General features: G+C 67.7%; 24 protein-coding genes. 11 read left to right on the top strand and 13 right to left on the bottom strand.

Translation table 11 applies throughout. The annotated features are described in order from the left end of the window. Positions 1–164 precede the first annotated feature (164 nt). The 5 genes from QYL93_RS11510 to QYL93_RS11530 all read right to left on the bottom strand — a co-directional run bounded on the left by QYL93_RS11510 (position 165) and on the right by QYL93_RS11530 (position 4,136). Positions 165–1,334, bottom strand: coding sequence for a D-alanyl-D-alanine carboxypeptidase family protein (locus QYL93_RS11510; RefSeq protein ID WP_305743750.1), 1,170 nt, complete (start codon positions 1,332–1,334; stop codon positions 165–167). Between the two features lie 107 nt (positions 1,335–1,441). Beyond that, complete coding sequence (locus tag QYL93_RS11515; RefSeq protein ID WP_305743751.1) at positions 1,442–2,083, bottom strand: alpha/beta hydrolase; 642 nt, start codon at positions 2,081–2,083, stop codon at positions 1,442–1,444. Positions 2,084–2,172: 89 nt separating this feature from the next. Continuing rightward, the gene (locus QYL93_RS11520; protein WP_305743752.1) at positions 2,173–2,535 is read right to left on the bottom strand and encodes a ferredoxin; all 363 of its coding nucleotides are present in this window, start codon (positions 2,533–2,535) and stop codon (positions 2,173–2,175) included. Between the two features lie 58 nt (positions 2,536–2,593). Beyond that, entirely contained in the window at positions 2,594–3,691 is a 1,098-nt protein-coding gene (locus QYL93_RS11525; RefSeq protein ID WP_305743753.1) for a VanZ family protein, read from the bottom strand. 16 nt (positions 3,692–3,707) lie between these two features. Continuing rightward, positions 3,708–4,136, bottom strand: coding sequence for a CopD family protein (locus QYL93_RS11530; protein ID WP_305743754.1), 429 nt, complete (start codon positions 4,134–4,136; stop codon positions 3,708–3,710). Positions 4,137–4,418: 282 nt separating this feature from the next. Here QYL93_RS11530 and hemB point away from each other — a divergent pair, with 282 nt between their 5' ends. Both hemB and QYL93_RS11540 read left to right on the top strand, forming a co-directional pair. Further along, the gene (gene hemB, locus QYL93_RS11535; RefSeq protein WP_057202592.1) at positions 4,419–5,429 is read left to right on the top strand and encodes a porphobilinogen synthase; all 1,011 of its coding nucleotides are present in this window, start codon (positions 4,419–4,421) and stop codon (positions 5,427–5,429) included. A 60-nt stretch (positions 5,430–5,489) separates the two neighbouring features. Continuing rightward, a complete protein-coding gene (locus QYL93_RS11540; protein ID WP_305743755.1) occupies positions 5,490–6,608 on the top strand; it encodes a magnesium transporter CorA family protein in 1,119 nt (372 codons plus the stop codon). Positions 6,609–6,650: 42 nt separating this feature from the next. On the opposite strand, the gene QYL93_RS11545 is transcribed toward QYL93_RS11540, so the two are convergent. The 3 genes from QYL93_RS11545 to QYL93_RS11555 form a co-directional block, all read right to left on the bottom strand. Next, positions 6,651–7,268, bottom strand: a complete 618-nt coding sequence (locus QYL93_RS11545; RefSeq protein ID WP_305743756.1) for a chalcone isomerase family protein — start codon at positions 7,266–7,268, stop codon at positions 6,651–6,653. 96 nt (positions 7,269–7,364) lie between these two features. Next, positions 7,365–8,264, bottom strand: coding sequence for an amidohydrolase family protein (locus QYL93_RS11550; RefSeq protein ID WP_305743757.1), 900 nt, complete (start codon positions 8,262–8,264; stop codon positions 7,365–7,367). Positions 8,265–8,268: 4 nt separating this feature from the next. Beyond that, a complete protein-coding gene (locus QYL93_RS11555; RefSeq protein ID WP_305743758.1) occupies positions 8,269–8,958 on the bottom strand; it encodes a dienelactone hydrolase family protein in 690 nt (229 codons plus the stop codon). Between the two features lie 117 nt (positions 8,959–9,075). Between QYL93_RS11555 and QYL93_RS11560 the strand changes: the two genes are divergently transcribed. From QYL93_RS11560 to creC, 4 genes are all read left to right on the top strand, one after another. Further along, positions 9,076–9,822, top strand: a complete 747-nt coding sequence (locus tag QYL93_RS11560) for an SDR family oxidoreductase (RefSeq protein WP_305743759.1) — start codon at positions 9,076–9,078, stop codon at positions 9,820–9,822. A 167-nt stretch (positions 9,823–9,989) separates the two neighbouring features. Beyond that, positions 9,990–10,625, top strand: a complete 636-nt coding sequence (locus QYL93_RS11565) for a MarC family protein (protein ID WP_057202598.1) — start codon at positions 9,990–9,992, stop codon at positions 10,623–10,625. Between the two features lie 17 nt (positions 10,626–10,642). Beyond that, positions 10,643–11,335 carry a two-component system response regulator CreB gene (gene creB / locus QYL93_RS11570; protein ID WP_305743814.1) on the top strand — a complete coding sequence of 231 codons (693 nt, stop codon included), beginning with the start codon at positions 10,643–10,645 and terminating at the stop codon, positions 11,333–11,335. A 12-nt stretch (positions 11,336–11,347) separates the two neighbouring features. Continuing rightward, entirely contained in the window at positions 11,348–12,814 is a 1,467-nt protein-coding gene (gene creC, locus QYL93_RS11575) for a two-component system sensor histidine kinase CreC (protein WP_305743760.1), read from the top strand. Positions 12,815–12,820: 6 nt separating this feature from the next. Here creC and QYL93_RS11580 read toward each other — a convergent pair whose 3' ends face one another. After that, positions 12,821–13,345 carry a hypothetical protein gene (locus QYL93_RS11580; protein ID WP_305743761.1) on the bottom strand — a complete coding sequence of 175 codons (525 nt, stop codon included), beginning with the start codon at positions 13,343–13,345 and terminating at the stop codon, positions 12,821–12,823. A gap of 163 nt (positions 13,346–13,508) precedes the next feature. Here QYL93_RS11580 and creD point away from each other — a divergent pair, with 163 nt between their 5' ends. After that, positions 13,509–14,984: a cell envelope integrity protein CreD gene (creD, locus tag QYL93_RS11585; protein ID WP_305743762.1), complete on the top strand. Its 1,476-nt coding sequence runs from the start codon at positions 13,509–13,511 to the stop codon at positions 14,982–14,984. Then, positions 14,981–15,316: a hypothetical protein gene (locus QYL93_RS11590; RefSeq protein ID WP_305743763.1), complete on the top strand. Its 336-nt coding sequence runs from the start codon at positions 14,981–14,983 to the stop codon at positions 15,314–15,316. The genes creD and QYL93_RS11590 overlap by 4 nt, the downstream gene beginning before the upstream one ends. 20 nt (positions 15,317–15,336) lie before the next feature. Here the strand turns inward: QYL93_RS11590 and QYL93_RS11595 are convergent, their stop codons facing one another. The 3 genes from QYL93_RS11595 to QYL93_RS11605 all read right to left on the bottom strand — a co-directional run bounded on the left by QYL93_RS11595 (position 15,337) and on the right by QYL93_RS11605 (position 16,932). Then, entirely contained in the window at positions 15,337–15,831 is a 495-nt protein-coding gene (locus tag QYL93_RS11595) for a hemerythrin domain-containing protein (RefSeq protein WP_305743764.1), read from the bottom strand. 172 nt (positions 15,832–16,003) lie between these two features. Next, positions 16,004–16,585, bottom strand: coding sequence for a hypothetical protein (locus tag QYL93_RS11600; RefSeq protein WP_305743765.1), 582 nt, complete (start codon positions 16,583–16,585; stop codon positions 16,004–16,006). 128 nt (positions 16,586–16,713) lie between these two features. After that, positions 16,714–16,932 carry a CsbD family protein gene (locus QYL93_RS11605; protein WP_305743766.1) on the bottom strand — a complete coding sequence of 73 codons (219 nt, stop codon included), beginning with the start codon at positions 16,930–16,932 and terminating at the stop codon, positions 16,714–16,716. 347 nt (positions 16,933–17,279) lie between these two features. Between QYL93_RS11605 and QYL93_RS11610 the strand changes: the two genes are divergently transcribed. The 3 genes from QYL93_RS11610 (at position 17,280) to QYL93_RS11620 (ending at position 22,351) form a co-directional block, all read left to right on the top strand. Beyond that, the gene (locus QYL93_RS11610; protein ID WP_305743767.1) at positions 17,280–19,445 is read left to right on the top strand and encodes a DUF1800 family protein; all 2,166 of its coding nucleotides are present in this window, start codon (positions 17,280–17,282) and stop codon (positions 19,443–19,445) included. 14 nt (positions 19,446–19,459) lie between these two features. After that, positions 19,460–20,905 (top strand): DUF1501 domain-containing protein, encoded by a 1,446-nt coding sequence (locus tag QYL93_RS11615; protein ID WP_305743768.1) that lies wholly within the window; start codon positions 19,460–19,462, stop codon positions 20,903–20,905. A gap of 90 nt (positions 20,906–20,995) precedes the next feature. Then, on the top strand, positions 20,996–22,351 hold the full coding sequence (locus QYL93_RS11620; RefSeq protein ID WP_305743769.1) for an NAD(P)/FAD-dependent oxidoreductase: 1,356 nt from the start codon (positions 20,996–20,998) through the stop codon (positions 22,349–22,351). A gap of 90 nt (positions 22,352–22,441) precedes the next feature. Here the strand turns inward: QYL93_RS11620 and QYL93_RS11625 are convergent, their stop codons facing one another. Then, entirely contained in the window at positions 22,442–23,383 is a 942-nt protein-coding gene (locus QYL93_RS11625; protein WP_305743770.1) for a hypothetical protein, read from the bottom strand. Between the last annotated feature and the right edge of the window lie 7 nt (positions 23,384–23,390).

Raw genomic sequence — 23,390 nt, forward strand, 5'->3', positions numbered from 1 at the left:
TCGACTTCCCCCCAGATTTCCGGGGGCCCGACACTTCATCACCTCCACCAGCCATTGAAAGCGCGCGGCCCAGGCCAGTGCCGCCGTGAAAGGGCCGCCCCGCCGCAGGGGCGGCGTCCCCCTCCCAGGGGGAAGGCGCGAAGCGACTCAGGGGGTAGCCTTACTTACTTTATCCAGAGGCGAATGGCATCCCAGGCACGGCCCAGGATGCCGGCCTGCGCCACGCCGTCCAGTGCCACCAGGGGCACCTCGGCCAGCGTCTGCTCGCCCAGCACCACCTTCAGCGAACCCACGGCCTGGCCCTTGGTGAAGGGGGCCACCAGGGGGTCGGGGCGGGCGATCTCGGTCTTGATCTTGCCGCCGCTGCCCGAGGGCACGGCCACCACGATGGCCTCCGCGCGGCCGATCTTGAGGGTGTTTTCCGTGCCCTTCCAGACGGCTGGGGTCGCCACAGGCTGGCCGGCATCGAACAGCTTGACTGCTTCGAAGGCCGTATAGCCCCAGTTCAGCAGCTTCTGGCTTTCGTTGGCACGGGCGTTCTCGCTGGCGGCGCCCAGCACGATGGACAGCAAACGGCGCTGACCCACATTGGGGAAGTCGCGCTTGGACGTGGCCACCAGGCAGTAGCCGGCAGCGGCGGTGTGGCCGGTCTTGAGCCCATCCACCGTCGGGTCGCGGAACAGCAGGGAGTTGCGGTTGTTGCCGTTGGACACCGGGGTGCCCGGGTAGCTGTACTGCTTGGTGGCGTAGTAGTGCATGTACTCCGGGAAGTCCTTCATGAGCCGGCTGGCCAGCACACCCAGGTCGCGCGCAGTGGTGGTGTGGCCGGGCTCGGTCAGGCCCTCGGGGTTCTTGTAGGCGGTGTTCTTCATGCCCAGGGCCTTGGCCTGGTCGTTCATCAGCTTGACGAAGTTTTCGGCCGTGCCACCCACGCCTTCGGCCAGCGCCATCGTGGCGTCGTTGCCCGACTGGACGATCATGCCCTTGATCAGGTCATCCACCGGCACCTGCATCTTGGGGTCGATGAACATGCGCGAGCCGGGCATCTTCCAGGCCAGCACGCTCACCGGCAGCTTCTGGTCCAGGGCGACCTTCTTGGCGCGCAGGGCGTCGAACACCAGGTAACCGGTCATCAGCTTGGTCAGCGAAGCCTGCTCCACTGGCGCATCGATGTCCTTGGCGGCCAGCACCTGACCGGCCGTGATGTCCAGCAACAGGTAGTTGCGCGCGGCGATCTCGGGCGGCTGCGGGGCCTGCACCTGCGCCCACAGGGCGGCGGGCGCGAGCACCGCGGCGAGGAGGACGGAGCGCAGCGTGGGCAATAAGGACTTCATGGAAACGGGCATTCGGGTGAGAAGAGGAAAGAAAACAGCGGAAGGCGGCGGGAGACGGCCCGAAGCGGCATGCAGCCGCGCGCAATGCGCGCGGTGGCCCGGGAAGCTCAGGCGCCAGCCAGCAGGTGGCGGGTCACCAGGTTTTTGAGAAGTGGCAATTGTCCGTGAAAGAAATGCCCCCCACCGGGGACGACTGTCACAGGGAGTATCTGGGGGCGCGCCCAGTCCATCACGGCGGCCAGGGGCACGGTGTCGTCCTGTTCGCCATGCACGACCAGGGTTCGCTCGTGCGCCTCGGGCGGCACCGGGGCCACGGTGAAGCGGCTGGCGGCAGTGCCCACCAGCACCACGCGCTCGATGGCACGCTCGCCCCACAGGCGCGCCAGTGCGTGGCTGGTCACGAAAGCGCCGAACGAGAAGCCGGCCAGGGCCAACGGTCCCTCGGGCGCAGCCTGGCGCACCACTTCCAGGAAATCCTCGGCCTCGCCCCGGCCCTCGTCGTGCGTGCCAGCGCTGCCGCCCACGCCGCGGAAGTTGAAGCGCACCGCCGTCCAGCCGCTGTGCACGAAGGCGCGCGCCAGGGTCTGCACCACCTTGTTGTCCATGGTGCCGCCAAAGAGGGGGTGGGGGTGGGCAATGACGGCGATGCCGCGCGGGGCCGCGCCCTCGGGCAGCACGGCAGCGTCGCGCACCGCCTCGATGGCGCCGGCGGCGCCGGCAAGGGTCAGGCGTTCAGTCTGGGAATTCACGGGATTTGCTACCAGGTCAATAGCAGCCTGCGCAGATCTGGCCAATCCGGCGGCTGAAAATCAGGGATGGACGGCGCTCTGAATAGGAATCAGCGGCCAAGTTCCGGGGGCGTGCGCAAGCGCTCTACCACCTGGCCATTCTTGAGGTGCGATTCGACGATCTCATCGATGTCGGCGTTGTCCACGAAGGTGTACCAGACCGCCTCGGGATAGACCACCGCGATCGGCCCGCCCGCACAGCGGTCCAGGCAACCCGCCTTGTTCACGCGCACCTTGCCGGCGCCGGACAGGCCGGCGGCCTTCACCTGCAACTTGCAGCGGTCGAAGGCGGCCTGCGCGCCGTGGTGCGCGCAACTGTCCTCACCGTTGGTGCGGTCGTTCAGGCAAAAGAAGATGTGGCGCTGGTAGTAGCCCGGCTGTGCCGCCGGTGCCGTCGTGGAGGTGTCGGTCATGCCGCCATTCTAGGAGCGGAGCCCTGCACACCCCATGCCCATAACCCCCAAAAGGAGCTCAGGCAGGACCGTCGCGCCGCGCCACCCGCACCACCACATAGGCCAGCGCCGCATAGGGCCAGACCCAGCCCAGCCACTGGCCCAGGCCGTAGAAGCGGATGAAGCGCCCCTGCTCCCAGGCCTGCAGCGTCTGGGCAAAGTAGGCGCTGGTAGGGGCCTGGTTGAGCAGGCCCAGGTGCCACACCAGCACCAGTAGCAGCACGGCGGCGCAAGCGCGCCGGGGCAGCGCCAGCAGCAGCACCGCGAGCGCCAGAGCGCCCCACACGCCCACGCGCACGGGCAGGCCCATCCATTCCCAGGCATGGGCCGGACCCCAGCTCAGCGCCGCCGACAGGGCCGTGAGGACCACGCCGACCACCACCACGGCCAGGGCAAACAGGGCCCGGCGCCCCATCTCGCGGATGATGCAGTAGCCCAGCAGGCAGGGAATCAGCAAGCCCAGCGTCACGCACAGCAACTCGCCGCCAGGGGACAGCGGATCGAGCGCGGTGTCGCGCATGGGCAACCAGTCCAGGAACGGGGTGTCGGCCAGGATCTCGACCAGGGCCCCTTCCAGCCGCTCAAGCACCTGCCCCAGGCCAAACGGCAGGGCCGCCGGGAACAGCAGGGCCAGCGGCCACAAAGCCAGCAGCACCAGCGCGCCATGGGCATCCTGCACGAACCACCGGTTGCGAAAGTCGCTCCAGCGGTCGATGGCCCCCAATCGCTCCAGCGCCGATGCCGTGAGCGCCCCGGCCAGCGTGCCTGCCGAATTGAGCAGCAGGTCCATGTTCGAGGGCACGCGCCGGGGCAGGTAGATCTGCAGGAACTCCAGGGTCAGCGACAGCAGCACACCGGCCACCGTGGCCAGCACCCAGGCACCCCAGCGCCAGCGCATGCGCAGCAGAGCGAGCGCCAGCAGGAAGCCCAGCGGGGCATAGCCCACCAGGTTGGAGGTGACGTCAAAGCCGGTCCAGTAGGGCGGCGGAATCGGCGAGGCGAGGAACACCCAGGGATCGATGCCCTGTGCGCGCCAGCCGTCGAACGGAAACAGGCTGGCAAAGACGATCAGCGCCGCATAGATCAGCGCGAGGGGGCCGGCCGAACTCTTGTACACAGGCGCTCTGGTGCCGTCAGAAAGGCTTGACCACCACCAGCACCACGGCGGTCACCAGCAGCAGCACCGGCACCTCGTTGAACCAGCGGAACCACCGGTGGCTGCGGCGGCTGCTGCCATCGGCCAGCTTGCGCAGCAGCACGCCGCAGGCGTGGTGGTAGCCGATGGCCAGCACTACGATAGCCAGCTTGGCATGCATCCAGCCATTGCCCGGCCCGCGGCCAATGCCATAGCCCAGCCACAACCAAAGGCCCAGCGCCAGCGCCGGCACCGCCAGCAAGGTGGTGAAGCGCAGCAGCTTGCGCGCCATGAGCACCAGGCGCTCGCGCTCAGCCACCGAGCCCGGTGCCACCATGGCCAGGTTCACGAAGATGCGTGGCAGGTAGAACAGGCCGGCGAACCAGCTGGCGATGAAGACGATGTGGAAGGCTTTGACCCAGAGCATGGCTGCAGTTTAAGGGAACGCTGAGCAAGTCCTGGCGACGCGCACGCACAGAAGGCCAGGCAGGCAAAGCCCAAAAAAAAGCCCGGCAAAAGCTGCCGGGCTTCGAAAGCCCTGCCCGCATTACGGCAGCCCAGGGCCCCGCTCAGGGAGGAAAAGCGGGGGACAGCAAGCTGCCCGCAACCAATTTAGCACCAGCCTGCGGGGCATACAAGCAGGGTTTGACAACTCCGGCAGCAGCCCTCTCGCAGCCTTGGTGGGCGCGCTTGAGGCACAATTTTCCCCATGCACCTCCCAAGCCCCGCCCCTTTTCCGCAAAACCGCCCGCGGCGCCTGCGCCGCGACGCCTTCACCCGCAACCTGGTGCGCGAGCACAGCGTCACCCCGCACGACCTGATCTACCCGGTGTTCGTGCACGAAGGCGAGAACCGGCGAGAGGCCGTGCTTTCCATGCCGGGTGTGGACCGCCTGAGCCTGGACCTGCTGCTGCCCGTTGCCGAAGACTGCGTGCAGTTGGGCATCCCGGTGCTGGCCCTGTTCCCGGCCATCGACGCTGCGCTCAAGACACCCGATGGCAAGGAAGCCCTGAACCCCGACGGCCTGATCCCCCGCGTGGTGCGCGCCTTGAAAAAGGAATTCCCCACCCTGGGCGTGATGACCGACGTGGCGCTGGACCCCTACACCAGCCACGGGCAGGATGGTGTGCTCGACGACACCGGCTACATCATCAACGACGACACGGTGGAGATCCTCACCGGCCAGGCGCTCACGCATGCCGAGGCGGGCGTGGACATCGTCGCCCCTAGCGACATGATGGACGGGCGCATCGGCGCCATCCGTGAGGCGCTGGAGGTGCAGGGGCACATCCACACGCGCATCATGGCCTACAGCGCCAAGTACGCCAGCGCCTTCTACGGCCCCTTCCGCGACGCCGTGGGCACACGCGGCGCCTTGGGCAAGGCCGACAAGAACGTCTACCAGATGGACCCCGGCAACACCGACGAGGCGCTGCGCGAGGTGGCCCAGGACATCGCCGAAGGCGCCGACATGGTGATGGTCAAGCCCGGCATGCCCTACCTGGACGTGGTGCGCCGCGTGAAGGACGAGTTCGGCGTGCCCACCTTCGCCTACCAGGTGAGCGGCGAATACGCCATGCTCAAGGCCGCCGCCGCCAACGGCTGGCTGGACCACGACGCGGTGATGATGGAAAGCCTGCTGGCCTTCAAGCGCGCGGGTGCCGATGGCGTGCTGACCTACTTTGCCCGCGACGCCGCCCGCTTGCTCCTCAAGCGATAGCGCCCTGCGGCACCACCAGGGCGCCGCCACCTTTCACAGACATCCAACCAACGGGCATCGATGCGCATTTTCCATATCCAGAGCAGTGGGGCCCAGGAGCTGGACGTCCTGCCCCATGCGCCGCCAGAGCAGGGCTTTTTCTGGATGGCCTGCGCGCGTCCGGCCTTCCAGGCGCAACTGTTCGAGGTCCAGGGGGCCCTGCAGCGGCTGACCGGCCTGCAATTGGTGGACTTGCATGTCTCCGACCTGCTCAACGGGCAGTTGCCGTCGCACTACGACTACACCTCGCAATACGACCTGCTGGTGTTCCGCCGCCTGGCCACGGTGCCTTCGGAGGACAGCGCTGACACGGCGAAGGCCACGCACCGGCGCGGCGGCACGCCGGTGCTGCGGCGCATCGACACCAGCCCGGTGGGGTTCGCCGTGTTCGACCGGGTGCTGCTGACGGTGCATCCTGGCGACTGCAGCGTGCGCGACGCCTATGCGGCGCGCCTGCTGGCGCCGGCCCCCATGGACCCGCGCGAAGGCCGGGCCAATCCCACGGCCTCCGGTTCGCGCAAGCCCACCTCGCCGGCCGACCTGATGCTGCGCGTGGTGAACCTCATGGTGGATGGCTACCTGGACCTGCGCCGCGAACTCTCGCGCGAGCTCGATCACTGGCAGACCGAGCTGCTCAAGCCCCGGGCACGCAACGTCAACTGGAGTTCGCTGCTGGAGGCACGCCTGTCGCTGCACGCGCTGGACGAGATCTGCGAGGACCAGCGCACCGCCGTGCAGGACTGGATCGACGCGCTGGAGACCTGGGAGACGCCCCAGACGCCCGCCGGCATGCGCGACCTGGACCTGCTCAAGGTGCGCAGCCGCGACGTGCTGGAGCACATCGAGCGCGTGGTGCACCATGTGCGGCGCATGGAGCAAAGCACCGAAACCACGGTGCAGATGCATTTTTCGATGCAGGGCAACCGCACCAACGACATCATGCGCACGCTGACGGCGCTCACGGCGGTGTTCCTGCCGCTTAACCTGATTGCAGGCATCTTCGGCATGAACTTCGAGTTCATCCCGCTGGTGCACAAGCAGGACGGTTTCTGGTGGGCCATGGGCTCCATGATCACCATCGCCACCCTCCTGATCTCGGTGTTCTGGCGCAAGCGCTACCTGGCCCGGACAGGCTCCTGAAAGCCTTTGCCGACATGCCCCCGCGTTCGCAGCGAGGGCAGGTCAGTTGGTGCCGGCCGACAACAAGGCGTCCTTGAGCTGGCTGTCCACCGGCGAGGCCCCCAGCCAGATGCGCAGCACCATGCCGAAGTATTCGGCATCGCCCACCGGCGCGCCCTGGGCCTGGCCCTGGATGTAGAAAGTGGTGCCCTTGCCCGGCACGAACTCCATCGCGAAGGTGTCGCCCGATGCCAGCTTGGTGCGGCCCGAGAAGATCTCGACCAGGCGGTTGCTCGACGGCGTGTGGCGCCGGATCTGGTCGGGCGTGGCGTTGGCAGACAGGCCCTTGATGAACGACAGCCCCAGGTCCGTGCCCGGAATGTCGCGCTGGGCGACGAAATCCAGCCGCATGGGGCCGGTGGTGGCCAGGATCTCCTCGGCCGTGCGGACCTTGCGCGGCAGGTACAGCGCCATGTCGTAGACCTTGAACACGGCGCGGTAGCGCGTGCCCGCGCCCTGCAGCACCAGCGGTGTGCCCTGCACGGTCTGGGTGGGCCCGAAGGCCGGGGCGGCAATGGCGGGTGCCAGGGTGCACAGACTGGCGGCAGCCAGGGCCAACGCACAGGCAATGCGCGTAGCTGGCCGCGCGGGTTGGATCAACAGGGTTGTTGTGGTTTTCAAGGACTTGTCTCCGCAATGCAGGCTGCGGCGCGCCAGGAAAGCCCTGGCCGCGCCACGCCGGCACGGAAATCATAGGCGACAGCGCGCCCCAAAGCCCTATTTGCGTGGCACGGGCACCCCGAACAGGGCAGCGCTGTTGCCAAACGCCACACCCTGCGCCACGGCTGGTGGCAGGCCGCCCAGCCAGGTGCGGTAGCCCTTTATGAGGCCTTCGTAGTGCTGCCAGCGCTGGTTGACCCAGGTGTCCGAACCCACCACGAAGCGCGTGGGGTACTTGAGCAACAAGGCGCGCCAGGCCGGGCACAGCTGGTTGTCGTCGCACACCAGGCCGGGGCGGTACGACAGCTCGCCCACCAGGCCCGGGTAGCGCGCCATGAGTGCGTCCACCCGGTCCACCGGTGCGCCGCCGATGCCCGTGTGCGCCCAGACCAGGCGCAGCTTCTGGCCCTTGGACGGGGTGTTGGCCATGAGCAGGTCGATGGCGGCATCGTCCACATGGGCCAGCACCACCAGGTCGCGCTGCTCGGCCAGCACCATGAGCTTCTTCGCCACGGGCCCGTCAGCATTGGCGCTGTCGTACAGGTGGAACTCGCCAATGCCCTTGTAGGGGCCGGAGGCCGTGCCCTTGGCCAGTTCGGCCAGCACCATCTCGTAGATGGTCTCGTCGCGAAACCAGTTGCTGTAGTCCTCGCGGTTGCGGTACAGGCGCACGAAGGGCACGACGGCGATGCCGGCCTCGCGCACCTCGCGTGAAGCGGCCAGGGCCAGCGAGCCGGTGTTGGGCCGCGAGTTGGCCACGATGGCGCGCACGCCCGATGCCTGCATGCGTGCCAGCACGTCGGCCGGTGGGTGCGGGCCGGCCGCACCGTTCCAGGCCTCCTCGTTGTAGTGCAGGTGCGAGTCGAACAAAGGACCGGCGTAGTCGGCCGCCTGGGATGCGCAGGCCAACCCGCCCAGCGCCAACGCCACGAAACCGCGCAGGAAGCTGCAGGCCATGGCGTCAGCCCAGGTGCTTGTCGAAGAAAGCCAGCGTGCGGTCACGCGCGGCCAGGGCCGAGGCCTCGTCGTAGCTGCCGCGCTGGTCGCAGTTGAAGCCGTGGTCGGCCTCGTAGATATGCACTTCCACCTCGGGGTGCGTGCGCGCGAAGGCCTGCACGCCGTCGATCAGGATGTGTTTGTCGCGCCGGCCGAAATGCGCCAGCACGGGGACCTGGGGCTGGCGGGCCATCTCGGTCTCGGTGGTGATGCCACCGCCGTAGTAGGGCACGGCGGCCGACAGGCCCTTGAGCAGGCAGGCCGAGCGCCAGGTCAGCAGGCCGCCCCAGCAAAAGCCCACGATGCCCACCTTGCGGCTGCTGCGTTCGGCCGCGTGGTCGATGGCGGCCTGGATGTCGGGCAGCACGCCGGGGCTGGGCAGGTCTTCCACGGCCGCCTTGAGGGCTGCGCCAGCAGCAATGTCCTCGGGCGTGTAGCCCAGTTCCACGCCGGGCTGCACGCGGTGGAAGGTGGCAGGCGCCACGGCCACGTAGCCCCGCGCGGCAAAGCGGTCGGCCACGGCGCGGATGTGCGAGTTGACCCCGAAGATCTCCTGCAGCACGACCACGGCGCCGCGTGGTGCGTTATCGGGCTCGGCCAACCAGGCGGGAAAGACGAAGCCGTCGGCGGACTTCAGATCGACAAATTGGCCCATGGTGCAACTCCTTGAAGGCGAAAAAACCAGACAGATGGGGAATGGAAGGGGGCTAACCAGGCCCCGCAAGGGTCCCCGGCAATGCTGTAATGCCCCATTCTTGCAGGAGACGCCGATTTGGACAAAGTCGCATTGATTACCGGGGGCAGCCGGGGCATTGGCGCCGCCACCGCCGTGCTGGCCGCCAGCCAGGGCTGGGCCGTGGCCGTGAACTACCTGGCCAACCAGGCCGCCGCCGAGGCTGTGGTGCAGCAGATCCGCGCCCAAGGCGGCCAGGCCATCGCAGTGCAGGGGGACGTGGCCCATGAAGAGCAGGTGCTGGCCATGTTCGCAGCGGTCGATGCACAGCTCGGTCGCCTCACGGCCCTGGTGAATAACGCCGGGGTGGTGGACGTGACAGCCCGTGTGGACGAGATGGGCGTGGCGCGCCTGCGCCGCATGTTCGAGACGAATGTGATCGGCGCCATTGTCTGCGCCCGCGAGGCGGTGCGGCGCATGAGCACGCGCCATGGCGGTTCGGGTGGCTCCATCGTCAATGTGTCCAGCGCCGCCTCGCGCCTGGGCTCGGCCCACCAGTATGTGGACTATGCGGCCAGCAAGGGCGCCATCGACAGCTTCACCATCGGCCTGGCGCGCGAAGTGGCGGCCGAGGGTATCCGGGTGAATGCCGTGCGACCGGGGCTCATCGAGACCGAGATCCACGCCAGCGGCGGCCTGCCCGACCGGGTGCAGGACCTGGCCCACCAGGTGCCCATGCAGCGCGGCGGCACGGCCGACGAGGTGGCCCAGGCCATCGTGTGGCTGATGTCGGACGCATCCCCTTACACCACCATGTCACTCTTAGACGTCTCTGGAGCCAGGTAAATGACTCCCCCTGTGTCGCTTCGCGCCTTCCCCCTGAGGGGGACGCCCCCAGCGCAAAAGCTGGATACGCCGCCTTCGCGGCGGGGCGGCCCTTGCGCGGGGGCGCTGGCCTTCGTCGCGCCAGTTTCACTGTTTGTCGCTGGCACCCATAACAATGGAGAACTGATATGGATTTGAAACCACTCATCACGCTGCTGGCCATCGTGAACCCACTGGCCATCGTGCCCTTCTTCATCCACTACACGCAGGGCTTTTCGGCGGCGCAGCGGCGCGCCACGATCCGCACGGCGGCGTTTGCCTCGTTCTGCGTGATCGCGGCCTGTGCGCTGCTGGGCCTGCAGATCCTGGAGTTCTTCAACATCTCGCTGCAGAGCTTCCAGGTGGGCGGGGGCATGCTGCTGTTGATCAGCGCGATGAACATGCTCAACGCCCAGCCTGCCGAAGCCAAGCCCATGACCAATGAGCTGGAGGAAGGCGTGGAGAAGGCGGCCACGGGCTCCAGCATCGCCGTGGTGCCGCTGACCATTCCGCTGCTCACGGGGCCGGCCAGCATGTCCACCGTGGTGATCTATGCCGACAGGGCGCAAACCATCTGGCAGCAACTGGCGCTGGTGGGCTACGGCGTGGTGATCGCCCTGGCCACGGCCGTGTGCTTTTCGCTGGCCGACCCGATCGCGCGCGTGCTGGGCAAGACCGGCATCAACGTGATGACGCGGCTCATGGGTCTGATCCTCGCGGCCCTCGCCGTGGAGGTGATGGCCGACGGCCTGGGCAAGCTGTTCCCGGTGCTGGTGGCGCGTTGATCGCCAGCCAACGCGCCATGCCGGCACGCCTGCTGCTGCTGGAGGACGACCCGGCCATCGCGCGCACCGTGGCCTATGCGCTGGAGCGCGAAGGCCTGGTGGTGACGCACAGCCTGCTGGTGCACGATGCGCGCCAGCAGATGCGCCAGCAGCCCTTCGACCTGCTGGTGCTGGACGTGGGCCTGCCCGACGGCAGCGGCCTGGACCTGCTGCGCGAGCTGCGTGGCGCGCCAGCCACCGCCACCCTGCCGGTGCTGGTGCTCAGCGCGCACGGTGAAGAAATCGACCGCGTGCTGGGCCTGGAGCTGGGGGCCGACGACTACCTCGCCAAGCCCTTCAGCCCGCGCGAGCTGGGGGCGCGTGTGAAGGCCCTGCTGCGCCGCGCCAGTGCACACACTGCCGCCACCGCCACGACAGCCCCTGCGCCGCTGTTCCACGACGACGAGGCCGGCCAGCGCATCAGCCTGCGCGGCCAGCCGCTGGCGCTCACGCGGCGCGAGTACCGGCTGCTGGCCTGCCTGCTGCGCGGCGCGGGACGCATCCACTCGCGCGATGCGCTGCTGGCCGCCGCCTGGGGCGACGACAGCGAGAGCACCGACCGCACGGTGGACACGCACGTCAAGACGCTGCGTGCCAAGCTGCGCGAGGCCGATGCGGGACGCGAATACATCACCACCCACCGCGGCATGGGCTACTGCCTCGAACTGTAAGGGCTGCCATCCATGCGCCTGGGCATCCGCCTGCTGTTCGCCTTTTTTCTGATCAACGGCATCGCTGCCTTCTTCGTGCTGCGCGTGTTCACGGCCGAGATCAAGCCCAGTGTGCGCGAGGTGATGGAGGACATGATGGTGGACACCGCCAACATCCTGGCCGAGCTGGCCAGCGATGACCTGGCGGCCGGCCGGCTGGAGGATGGCGCGGCGGGCAGTGCCTTTGCCCAGCATGTGCGCCACTACGCCACCCGGCCCATCGATGCGGCGATCTGGGGCTTTTCCAAGCAGTCGCTGGACTACCGCATCTACGTGACCGACGCCACGGGCCGGGTGCTGTTCGATTCGGAAAACCGCGCGGTGGGGGCCGACTATTCGCAATGGCGCGACGTGGCGCGCACGCTGCGCGGCGAGTACGGCGCGCGCTCCACCCGCGACGTGGAGGGCGACGACACCAGCGGCGTGATGCATGTGGCCGCTCCCATCTACGTGCCGGGCACGGCGGCCGAGGGCCGCCGCATCGCCGGCGTGCTCACCGTGGCCAAGCCCACGCGCACGGTGCAGCGCTTCATCGACCGGGCCGAGAACAAGGTGCTGGCCAGCGGCGTGCTGCTGCTGGTGCTGTCGGCCGCCGTGGGCGTGGCTGTGACGCTGTGGATGGTGTGGAACGTGCGCCGCCTGCGCGACTATGCACTGAGCGTGCAGGGCCCCGCTGCCGGTGACCACGATTCGCCCCCCACCACGGCACTGGCCGTGCCCGAGGTGCCGGGCGAGCTGGGCGACCTGGCCCGCGCCATGGACCGCATGCGCGCGCGGCTGGAGGGGCGCGACTACATCGAGGGCTATGTGCGCGCCCTCACCCACGAGCTCAAGAGCCCCGTGGCCGCCATCCGCGGCGCAGGCGAGCTGCTGCAGGACGATCTGCCCCCGGCCGACCGCGCCGAATTTGCCACCCAGGTGGTGCACCAGGCCGAGCGCCTGCAGCGCATCATCGACCGGCTGCTGGAGCTGAGCAAGCTGGAGCAGCGCCACCATGCCGATGCGCCCGTGCCCGTGGCGCTGCAGGACTGCGCACGCGCCGCCGTGGCCAACACGCAAGGGCGCGCGGGCCAGCGCGGCATCACCCTGGCCGTCACCGGCAGCAGTGCCAGCGGCCCGTGGGAGGCCGAGCTCGTGACCCTGGCCCTGACCAACCTGCTCGACAACGCCATCGACTTTGCCCCGGCCGGCAGCCGCGTGCAGGTGGAGCTGGCCGGCAGCACCGTGGCCGTGCAGGACAGCGGACCGGGCGTGCCCGACTACGCCCTGCCGCGCCTGGGCGAGCGCTTCTTCACCACCGCCCGGCCGGGCGGCGAGCGCAGTGGCTCGGGCCTGGGCCTGGCCATCGTGCGGCGCGTGATGGCGCTGCACGGCGGGCAGATGGTGGTGCGCAATACGGCCCCGGGCTTGCGGGTGGAGCTGGAGTTTCGGGCGGGGTAGGCGAACTCAGGCGGCTGCGACGCGCGGCTGGGCGTTGAAGAAGTTCACCAGGTCGCCCACCGTGGTGACCTTCTCGAACAAGGGGTTGGCCTGGGTGGACGAGAGGTCGCGGCCCGTGCGTCGGGCGATGTCCGGCACCAGAGACAGGTCAAGCTCGTCGCCATCGATCTGCAGGTCGGCGCCCAGTCGGTCCGTCACCCGCAACGGAAACCGCTCACGGTGGTGCGCCAGACAGGCCTGGAGTTCTTCGTACACGGCGCGCACGACCCAGGTGTCCACATCACGGCAGTCGATGGACCGGGCGAAGTCGCAAATGGACTCTTCCGGGCGGGCATGCAGCAACCGTGCGAAGTGCTTCTTTTCACGTGCGCGGGACATGGCCTCGCCGCCCATGGCCAGCGCCACCAGAGCCCCGACCACAGCAGGGTGTGCCCAGAGCGCCCAGAGAAAGCCGCCGACCAGGCCGGCGACAAACAAGTATCCGAGCCACCGCGACGCGGGCGTTGCGGACGGGTGTTTGATCCGGGGCATGTGTCGAGATGCAGGTTTCATCGCAGGCGCTCCTGAAGGCAGCACAGGGAAAGTTCGCCGCATTCTGCCACCCGTCTCCACTTCACACCCGCCTCACAAACTTCATCGCCCCCTCACACCCGCCGCCAACACTGCTTCCACCTAATTCCCTATGGAGGATCTCTTGAAATACCCCTTGTTCACCAAACTGGGCGCACTCGCGGTCATCGTGCTGCTGCTGCTCATCGGGCTGGGCCTGATCGAGGACGTGGTGCGCGACCGGCAGCGCTACCGCAGCATGACGGCGCAGAGCGTGGCCGACAGCCTGGCCGGGCCGCAGACGCTGATGGGCCCGATGATCCACAGCGCCTGCGTGGAAAGCTGGGACGTGGAGACCGGCAAGGGCGAGGAGCGCCGCAGCGTGGAGCAGCGCCGCGAGTTTTTGCTCACGGCCATGCCCGAACAGCTCAAGGTGGTCACCGGTGCCGCGATGGAAGAGCGCGCGCGCGGCCTGCACAAGGTCAACACCTACAACCTCAAGTCGCACGTCACCGCGCAGTGGGGTGCGCTCACCAGCCTGCAGCCGCAAAGCACCATGAAGGGCTCGCGCATGAACTGCGGCGCGCCCATCCTGATGGTGGCCGTGGGCGATGCGCGCGGCATCCGCACGGCGCGGGTCACGCTGGGCGAGCAGGCGCTGGTGCTCAAGCCGGGCACCTTTCACCCCACCTACGCGCGCGGCCTGCATGCCGGCCTGCCCGAGTCGGTGCGGGGCCAGGCCACAGGCCTGACCGCCACGCTGGACCTGGAACTGGTGGGCACGGAGCGTCTGGCCATCGTGCCGATCGGCGGCAACACCGAGGTGCAGATGAGCAGCAGTTGGCCCCACCCGTCGTTCTCGGGGCAGTTCCTTCCGTCCGAGCGCGAGGTGACCAAGGCAGGTTTCACCGCCCGCTGGCGCCTGTCCTCGCTGGCGACCACCGCGCAGAAAGACATTGCCGACGGCAAGCGGGTGTGCGTGAACAGCGGCGGCGGTGGCGACGACAGCAGCGAGTACGCCACGGGCAACGCCACGCCGCGCGAATGCGCCGAAAGCTTCAGCGTGGCCTTCGTGGACCCGGTCAACCCCTACACCCTGGCCGATCGGGCCACCAAGTACGGCGTGCTGTTCATCGCCCTGACCTTCGTGGCCGTGGGCCTGTTCGAGCTGATGAAGAAGCTGCGCGTGCACCCGGTGCAGTACCTGCTGGTGGGCAGCGCGCTGTGCAGCTTCTTCCTGCTGCTGGTGAGCCTGTCGGAGCACCTGCCGTTCGGCATCTCCTACGGCATTGCGGCCACCGCCTGCGTGCTGCTGCTGGCCTACTATGCAAGCCACATGCTGGGCAGTCTGGCGCGCGGCATACCGCTGGGTGCGGGGATCGCGCTGCTGTACGGCCTGCTGTACGTGCTGCTGCAGCTGGAGCAGACGGCGCTGGCCGTGGGCTCGATCGCGCTGTTCCTCGTGCTGGCCGTCGTGATGGTGCTCACCCGCAAGGTGAACTGGTATGGGCTGAACCCATCCGCCGGAACGCCCAGACCACCCCTGCCGCCACAGGAGCCGCCCAGCGTGGCACCGCCCCACCCTGGGCTGGCCACCCCCACCCAACCAGGGCGCCCATGATGCACAGCACCGAGCAGCCCACCACCTCGCCCGCATCGGCCTGGGCACACCACCTCGGTGCCGCAGCCACCACCCACCCGGCACCGGACCTGTCGGACGCGGAGGCCCGGCGTGTGCAGCGCTACCGCGACCAGTTGCTGGCGGCCCTGCAGGCGCACGACCGTGCCGCGCTGCATAGCGCCAAGCAGGCCGTGCTGCGGGCAGCCTATGGCCCGCCGGGCACGTCCGGCCCGCCCGCCTCGGCAGCGCTGCGCGCGGCACTGCGGGACCTGTCGTGGCACATGGCGATTGTGCTGCTGCCACGCCACCCCGCCAGTGCGCTGAGCCACTGAGGTACGCGCCGGGCCAACGCTCAGGCTGGCACGGGCTGGGCCGAAGGCGAGCAGCTGGCACTGCCACAGCCGTGCACCAGCCCCTGGGGCAAGGCCTCGGGGGCGTTCACCACCCCGGTGGCCGCGTCAAAGCCCACGCGGCGCAGGTGCAGCGCCAGGGCGGCATCCATGCTCTGTGCATGCTGGGGAAACCACAGCGCCAGTTCGCCGGCCATCATGCGCAGCACCTGCGACTCGCCCTGGCCAGCGCGTGCAGCCCCTTCGCGCATGACCTGCAGCACCACCTTGTGCTGCATGCTGTGGCAGTTGCCCGAGGCAAAGCGCGTGCTGGCCATCCATTGGTCCTCCATGCCGAAATGCTGCTCGGTGTGGACGATGAGCTCCAGCCAGCGCGCCAGCAGCTGCGCATCGTCCGCGTGCTCGACCCGCGCCAGGAGCTCGACGAACTCCTCATGGGTCTCGTCCATCAGCGGCAGGTCCAGTGCCAGTGCGTCAGACCATTCCAGTGCTGCCATGTGCCGTTCCGTTCTTGCAAGCCAATTGAAGGGCCAGCTTAGAGGCGCAAGGCAAGGGCCGCCTTGATGCAGGTCAGACACCATGGCGCAGCTCCATGACAAAGCCCCGCACAAGGCGGGGCTCGGTAGCGCACCGTCGGCCTGAGGGCCGCAGTGCAGGGGCTGGACCGATTTAGCTCTGGCCGTACATGCGCTTGGCTTCGTCCACGCACTTGGACTTGGCATCACCGCTCATGGCATCGCAGCGTTCCTTGGCAGCCTTGTAGTTGGCTTCGTTCTTTTCGGCCGATGCGTCCTTGCGGGCTTCGGCGACCTGAGCGCCCTTCTCGGCGGCACTGTCGGCAGGCTTGGCTGCGGCCTTGGCCACCTTGGCGTTTTCCTTGGCGGTGGTGTGGGCTGCCTTGGCATCCTTCACGCACACGTCCTTGGCGTTGCCCTTGAGGTCATCGCACTTTTCCTTGGCCACATCGTAGTCGGCGTCGGCACGTGCCATGCGCGCCTTGTTCGTGGCCTTGTCGGAAGGCTTGTGCTGGGCGTCCAATTCGGCCTTGGCCACGTTTTCGGCACCCTTGGCTTCCTTGACGCAGATGTCCTTGGCGTTGTCCTTCAAGGTGTCGCAATTGGTCTTGGCAGCCTTGTAATCGGCCGAGATCTTGTCCTTGGACATCTTGTACTCTGGCTCGGTCAGGGCCATCGCGGAAGTGGCCAGCAGGCCGGCGGCGATGGAAGCGATCAGGGTGCGTGCGAATTTCATGGTTTTCTCCTCGGGGTCTCAGGGGGTGTCTTGTAGGGGTGCTGAAAGAGCGGTGTGCATTCGGTAGCCCGCCAGCTGCAGGGCCTGGGGCCCTGGAGGGTTCTGGCTACCGGTGCGCCAAGGCCATGTCAGTCGTTGAAGCGGAAGTCGGGATGGCGGGTTTGCCAGTCGCTGAGCTGCTTTTCGGCGGCGTCGCGGGCAATTCCCTGGCGCTCCTGCAGCTTGCCCAGAAACTGTTCGCGCTTGCCGTCGATGACGTCCAGGTCATCGTTGGTGAGCTTGCCCCACTGTTCGGTGATCTTGCCTTTGAACTGCTTCCAGTTGCCCTTGATGGTGTCTTCGTTCATGGTGTGCATCCTCGAAAAAATTCGCTTCAGCCATCCACTCGGATTGCGTGGAACACTTGCGTGATGCGATGGAGAGACTGTAAGAACGAGTCCGCCCGCGGCGCGTAGTCCGCACCGTGGAACCCACGTCGGCGCACGCCTACGGGCATGCCGGACAACCACCCGCTAAAGCAGCCCGGGTGGCTCAATCGCTGAAAAGCGGGTGTTGCTGCTGCGCATCGCGCCATGCGGCCCTCTCCTCTGTACGAGGCCAGCGCGTTTCTTTTGGTAACGCTTACTGTGGCTAGGGAATGCCACTTTTGTAGGAGGTTGCCTACACTTCTGTACAAATCTTCACAAAAGTCGCTATGACACACGCCCACGAAGCATCCGATGCGGCCTTGGCAGCACCGCTGCCCGCCCGCACAGCCTCCTCTTTGTCGCCGACCGATGCAGCGCCAGGCGCATCGGACTCCGCGGGCGCTCCCTGGCTCAAGTTGTCGGCGGCAGCCGCCGCCAGCGCAGCCCTCGCGGCCTGCGGCGGTGGCGAGGCCGAAGCAGAGGCGCCCCCGGCGCTCAAGCAGGCCGACAACGCGCCCCGCATGCCCCTGCTGGGCGACATGGGCGGCTCGGGCTCCTTCCGGTCGGACCAGGCGGCCAGCCGCACGCCCACGCCCGACGAGCTGATGGACTGGGCGGAGATGGTCTTCCCGCAGTACTTCGACTCGCACCAGGCCACCGTGACCAGCGGCACGCTTGTTTTCCGCTACTACCCAGGCACACGCAACTACCTGGGTGTGTACCAGGGCAACGTTGTGGTGCTGGGCCCGCCCACCAACAACTCGGTGGTCAACGTCGGCGCGCTGGCCAGCTTTGGCGATGCGGTGTTCTCCAGCGGCCGGCCGCTCAACGACCAGGACGCCGCGCGCTTTCTGCTACAGGCAGGGTTTGCCGCCACCACGCAGGACATCGCCACCGTCCGGTCCATCGGCTTCGAAGCATGGCTGAACTCGCAGTTCAACGCGCCCATCGGCATATCGGGCTGGGAGTGGCTCAACCAGCGCGGGTATGCGGCGGTCGACAACTCCACGGCCTATTACGACAACACCTACCCCGGCGACTGCATGATCTGGTCGCAGCTCATGACATCGCCCGATGGCCTGCGCAAACGGGTCGCGCTGGCGCTGTCGGAGATCTTCGTGGTCTCCCTCTCGGGCCTGGACTTCAACTGGCGCAGCCACGCCATCGCGCACTACTGGGACACCCTGGTCTTCCATTCGTTCGGAAACTTCCGCAACCTGCTGCAGGACGTGTCGCTCAACCCCGCGATGGGCTACTACCTCAACACCCGGGGCAACCAGAAGGAGAACACCGCCACTGGCCGCCAGCCGGATGAGAACTATGCGCGCGAGGTCATGCAGCTCATGTCCATCGGGCTGGTCATGCTCAACATCGACGGCACCGTGCGCCGCGACGGCGCGGGCCAGCCTATCGAAAGCTACAGCCAGTCCGACGTGACCAACCTGGCGCGCGTGTTCACGGGTTACGACTACAACCAGTCGCTGAACCAGCAGGGCACCGTGCCCGGCACGACACGCACGGTGCCCAACACGGCGTTCACCCGGCTGCCCATGTCGCTCAATGCCTCGCTGCACTCCAACCTGGCGGTCAACTTCCTGGGTGCCACCATCCCGGCCAACACGCCGGGGGCCGCCGCCCTGGCCACGGCAATGGACACCCTTTTCTACCACGGCAACGTGGCGCCGTTCATCTGCAAGCAGCTGATCCAGCGGCTGGTTACCAGCAACCCCTCGCCGGCCTATGTGGCGCGCGTGGCCACGGTGTTCAACAACAACGGCGCCAGCGTGCGCGGCGACATGAAGTCGGTGGTCCGCGCCATCCTGCTCGATGACGAAGCGCGTTCGTCCACGGGCCTCACACAACCGGGCTTCGGCAAGCTGCGCGAGCCCATGCTGCGCCTGGTGCAATGGGGCCGCACCTTCAACATCAGCTCCAACTTCGGCAGTTGGAAGATCGGGGACACCAGCTCCGCCAGTTCGCGGCTGGGCCAGAGCCCGCTGCGCTCACCCTCGGTGTTCAACTTCTTTCGGCCGGGCTACGTGCCGCCTTCCACGGCCCTGGCCCAGAGCGGGGCGGTGGCGCCCGAGTTCCAGCTGGTCAACGAAAGCAGCGTGGGCGGCTACCTGAACTACATCCAGGGCGTGATCCGCAACGGCATCTACGTGAACGCGCCCGACCTGCCCAACAACGGCAGCAACGCGAACAACGGCTACGACATCAAGGCGCTGTACACGCATGAGATGGTGCTGGTCGTCGACCCCGACGCCCTGGTCGCGCGCATCAACCTGCTGATGTGCGCGGGCCAGCTGTCGGCCGCCACCGTGAAACTGATTGCCGATGCGATCAAGGCCACGCCGGTCACGGCCGCGAGCACCGACAACGTCAAGCTCAACCGCATCGCGTCGGCGATCTTCCTGGTCATGGCTTCGGCCGAGTACCTCATCCAGAAATAAGAGGACGCGCTGCCATGCACCTGCTCCAACCCGAACTCCACACCCGCCGGGCCTTCCTGCGCCGCAGCGGCCAACTGGGCCTGGCCGGCACCGCTCTGCCGTTTGCGCTGAACCTGGCCGCCATGGGCGAAGCGGCCGCTTTCACCGCCACCGACTACAAGGCCCTGGTCTGCGTCTTCCTCTACGGTGGCAACGACTACGCCAACACCGTGGTCACCTACGACGATCCGAGCTACCTCAAGTACAGCGCCATCCGAGGTGGCAACGGGCTCGGTGGTGGCGGCATCGCCATTCCCAAGGACGCACTGGGGGCCACCTTGCTCAACCCCACGGCCGCCCTGCCTGGCGGCCGCCAGTACGCACTGCACCCGGCCATGTCGGGCCTCACGGGCCTGTTCAACAACGGCAAGGCCGCCGTGCAGCTCAACGTGGGCCCGCTGGTGGTGCCGCTGACCCGCGCCCAGTACAACGGCTCCAACCGCAGCCTGTACCCGCTGCCGCCCAAGCTGTTCTCGCACAACGACCAGCAGTCGGTGTGGCAGTCGTCCTCACCCGAAGGCTCCACCATCGGCTGGGGCGGCAACATCGGCGACCTGGCCCTGTCGTCCAACGCCAACTCGCTGTTCACCTGCATCTCGGTCACGGGCAATGCGGTGTTCCTCTCGGGCGACTCGGCGCTGCAATACCAGGTGAGCACGAGTGGCGCGATCCCGATCAATGGCGTCAAGAGCAGCGTCTATGGCTCCACCGCCGTGCGCTCGGCGCTGACCAGCCTGATCCAGCAGACCAGCAGCCAAACGCTGGAGAACGAGTACAACAAGGTGACCACGCGCGCCGTGACCTCCGAATCGCTGGTCACCACCGGCATCGCGGGCGTGAACCTGGCCACGCCCTTCCCTGCCAACAACGGCCTGGCGGACCAGCTCAGGATGGTGGCGCGCCTGATCGGCGCGCGCGGCACCATGGGCACCAAGCGCCAGGTGTTCATGGTCTCGATGGGCGGCTTCGACCTGCACGACAACCTGATCTCCCAGCAGCCGGGGCTGATGCGGCGCCTGAGCGATGCGATGACTGCCTTCCACAGCGCCACGGTGGAGTTGGGCATCGCCGACAAGGTGACGGCCTTCACCGCCTCCGACTTCGGCCGCACGCTCAACTCCAATGGCGATGGATCCGACCACGGCTGGGGCAGCCACCACCTGATGGTGGGCGGTGCCGTCAAGGGCAAGGCCTTCTACGGCTCGGCCCCACCGGTCAGCAACACCAGCACCGCCGCACCCGATGACCAGTGGCACGTGGGCCAGGGCCGCCTGCTGCCCAGCACCTCGGTGGACCAGTACGCGGCCACGCTCGCCAAGTGGTTCGGCGTGAGCGCCACCGAGATGGCCAGAGTTCTGCCCAATCTGAGCCACTTCGGCGGTGCAGAGTACCCGGTGGACCTGGGCTTCATGAACGCTTGAGCGGCCACGCCGCCACAACGCCCCGCACGCTGCAAAGCCAGCGGGGCGTGCCTTGCCGGGACCCCGCTGCAGACTGCCCATAATGCGGCCATGAGCATTCCCAACACACCCATCCGCCCCCGGGTCGTCATCATCGGTTGCGGGTTCGGCGGACTGGAAGCGGCGCGCGCGCTGCACGGCAGCGCCATCGACGTCACGGTGGTCGACAAGACCAACCACCACCTGTTCCAACCCCTGCTCTACCAAGTGGCCACGGCCGGGCTCTCGGCCCCTGCCATTGCCGCGCCCATCCGCCACCTGTTTCGCAAGCAGCCCAATGTGACCACGCTGCTGGGCGAGGTGGAGCGCATCGACGTGCTCGCGCGCAGCGTGCTGCTGCAGGGTGGCGACGCCCTTCCCTACGACCACCTGATCGTGGCGGCCGGTGCCACGCACAGCTATTTCGGGCGCGACGACTGGGCGCCCTTCGCCCCGGGCCTCAAGACCCTGGACGATGCCTTCGACATCCGCCGGCGCATCCTGCTGGCCTTCGAGGCCGCCGAGCGCACGGGCGACCCGGTGCAGCGTGCCGCCTGGCTCAACTTCGTGGTGGTGGGCGGTGGCCCCACGGGCGTGGAGATGGCCGGCACCCTGGCCGAGATCGCGCGCCACACGCTGCCCGGGGAGTTCCGCCACATCGATCCGGCCAGCGCGAAGATCATCCTCCTCGAAGGCGGCACGCGCGTGCTGCAGGCCATGCCCGAGGCCCTGAGCCAGCGCGCCAAGGAGCAACTGGAAAAGCTGGGCGTGGAAGTGCGCGTGAATGCGCGGGTGACGGCCATCGATGCCACCGGCCTCACGGTAGCAGGCCCCGCGCCGGGTGCTGACCCCACAGCCACCAGCTACGCGATTCCCAGCCAGTGCATCGTCTGGGCCGCCGGCGTGGCCGCCTCGCCCCTGGGCCGGCTGCTGGCCGAGGCCACCGGCTGCACCACGGACCGCGCCGGCCGCGTGGTGGTCGAGCCCGATCTCACATTGCCCGGCCACCCAGAGATCAGCGTAGTGGGTGACCTGGCCGCCGCCAAGAGCCATGTGCCCGGCCAGGAACCCACGCCCGTGCCCGGGGTGTCCCCCGGCGCCAAGCAGATGGGCCGCGCCGCCGCCGCCAATGTGCTGCGCCGCCTGGCCGGGCAGGCCACGCAGCCGTTTCGCTACCGCGACTACGGCAACCTGGCCACCATAGGCCGCAACGCAGCCGTGGTGGATCTCACGTCGCCGATCGGCCCGGTGCGCTTTTCAGGCTACTTCGCCTGGCTGTTCTGGTTGTTTGCCCACGTGTACTTCCTCATCGGCTTTCGCAACCGACTGGTCGTGCTCATGGACTGGGGCTGGGCCTACTGGAGCTTTGCGCGCTATGCCCGCGTGGTGACCGGCATCGAAGGCGCAAAGAAACAGCTGCGGGAATAGGACCCGCAGCCTATGCGCATGCGCTGCCCCAGCCAGCGCCCCCGTGCAAGGGCCGCCCCCAAACCGGGCGGCGTACCCCCTCAGGGGGACTCAGTACCCGGCGCCTATGGCCAGCGGCAGGAAGGCATCAACCGCTCCCAGCACGGAGGGGGCGCTGCCGACAATCGTGTAGCTCAGTTGGCCATTGCTGATCGACAGGATGGTGCCCGTCTCACGGTAGAAGCGGTAGTACTGGTTGCCATAGGTCAGCGAGGGTGAGAACGAGGGCTTGAACAGCGTGGGGAAGGTGTCTTCCGCATAGTTGAACAAGCGGTCGTCGGCACGGGTGACCACGGCCTTGAATGGCGCCAGGCCACCGGCCTGCCCTAGCCCCGTGAACTCCATCACGTAGCTGATCGAACCGGTGGAGGGGTCCACCTTGAACAGCTTGGTGAATGCGGCACCGTACAGGGTGTTGCTGTCGCCTTCCGCCAGGCCGTAGACCGAAGTGGCCAGGCCGAAGCTGCCGACGTTGGCCGACTGCTGGTTGTTGCGCAGGTTGACGATGCCCAGCGAGTCATTCTCGCCCGCAAAGAACAGCCGGCCATTCAGGTAGGCCAGGTCGCCGGCTGACTGGGATGGCAGGGTGCCGACCACGGTGGACTGCGCGTTGGCAGGATTGATCTGGTAGAGGTTGGTGTTGGTGCTGGAGGCACCGAACAGCTTGCCGCTGCCGTCGAAGGTCAGCGCGTTGGCGCCGTTGATGCCATGCTTGCCGATCAGGACCGCAGCGCCAGCAGCATCCAGGCGGTACAGCGAGTTGAAGGTCAGCACATACAGGGTGCCTGCGGCGTCGGTGGCGATGTCGGTGATGGAGCCATCGACCGTGGGGCGGGACACCAGGGTCAGGGACTTGGCGTCCACATCGACGAGCATGATCTTGCCGCTGTCCTGCACGTAAAGCTTGTCACCGGCCCAGGCGGTGCTGGCAGTGGCGGCGAGGGCGATGGTGGCGGCACATGCGGAGCGCAGCAGCGATGGCTTGAAGAACATACGGGAA

The organism is Acidovorax sp. A1169 (assembly GCF_030704685.1).
GTDB lineage: Bacteria > Pseudomonadota > Gammaproteobacteria > Burkholderiales > Burkholderiaceae_C > Acidovorax.

Coding starts and splice junctions, on each gene's coding strand:
- QYL93_RS11550 (WP_305743757.1), bottom strand. CDS start 8,264: ATGGCCTGCAGCTTCCTGCGCGGTTTCGTGGCGTTGGCGCTGGGCGGG.
- QYL93_RS11625 (WP_305743770.1), bottom strand. CDS start 23,383: ATGTTCTTCAAGCCATCGCTGCTGCGCTCCGCATGTGCCGCCACCATC.
- QYL93_RS11590 (WP_305743763.1), top strand. CDS start 14,981: ATGATGCACAGCACCGAGCAGCCCACCACCTCGCCCGCATCGGCCTGG.
- QYL93_RS11565 (WP_057202598.1), top strand. CDS start 9,990: ATGGATTTGAAACCACTCATCACGCTGCTGGCCATCGTGAACCCACTG.
- creB (WP_305743814.1), top strand. CDS start 10,643: ATGCCGGCACGCCTGCTGCTGCTGGAGGACGACCCGGCCATCGCGCGC.
- QYL93_RS11620 (WP_305743769.1), top strand. CDS start 20,996: ATGAGCATTCCCAACACACCCATCCGCCCCCGGGTCGTCATCATCGGT.
- QYL93_RS11600 (WP_305743765.1), bottom strand. CDS start 16,585: ATGAAATTCGCACGCACCCTGATCGCTTCCATCGCCGCCGGCCTGCTG.
- QYL93_RS11595 (WP_305743764.1), bottom strand. CDS start 15,831: ATGGCAGCACTGGAATGGTCTGACGCACTGGCACTGGACCTGCCGCTG.
- creC (WP_305743760.1), top strand. CDS start 11,348: ATGCGCCTGGGCATCCGCCTGCTGTTCGCCTTTTTTCTGATCAACGGC.
- QYL93_RS11610 (WP_305743767.1), top strand. CDS start 17,280: ATGACACACGCCCACGAAGCATCCGATGCGGCCTTGGCAGCACCGCTG.
- QYL93_RS11520 (WP_305743752.1), bottom strand. CDS start 2,535: ATGACCGACACCTCCACGACGGCACCGGCGGCACAGCCGGGCTACTAC.
- QYL93_RS11530 (WP_305743754.1), bottom strand. CDS start 4,136: ATGCTCTGGGTCAAAGCCTTCCACATCGTCTTCATCGCCAGCTGGTTC.
- QYL93_RS11580 (WP_305743761.1), bottom strand. CDS start 13,345: ATGCCCCGGATCAAACACCCGTCCGCAACGCCCGCGTCGCGGTGGCTC.
- QYL93_RS11540 (WP_305743755.1), top strand. CDS start 5,490: ATGCGCATTTTCCATATCCAGAGCAGTGGGGCCCAGGAGCTGGACGTC.
- QYL93_RS11605 (WP_305743766.1), bottom strand. CDS start 16,932: ATGAACGAAGACACCATCAAGGGCAACTGGAAGCAGTTCAAAGGCAAG.
- QYL93_RS11555 (WP_305743758.1), bottom strand. CDS start 8,958: ATGGGCCAATTTGTCGATCTGAAGTCCGCCGACGGCTTCGTCTTTCCC.
- QYL93_RS11615 (WP_305743768.1), top strand. CDS start 19,460: ATGCACCTGCTCCAACCCGAACTCCACACCCGCCGGGCCTTCCTGCGC.
- hemB (WP_057202592.1), top strand. CDS start 4,419: ATGCACCTCCCAAGCCCCGCCCCTTTTCCGCAAAACCGCCCGCGGCGC.
- QYL93_RS11510 (WP_305743750.1), bottom strand. CDS start 1,334: ATGAAGTCCTTATTGCCCACGCTGCGCTCCGTCCTCCTCGCCGCGGTG.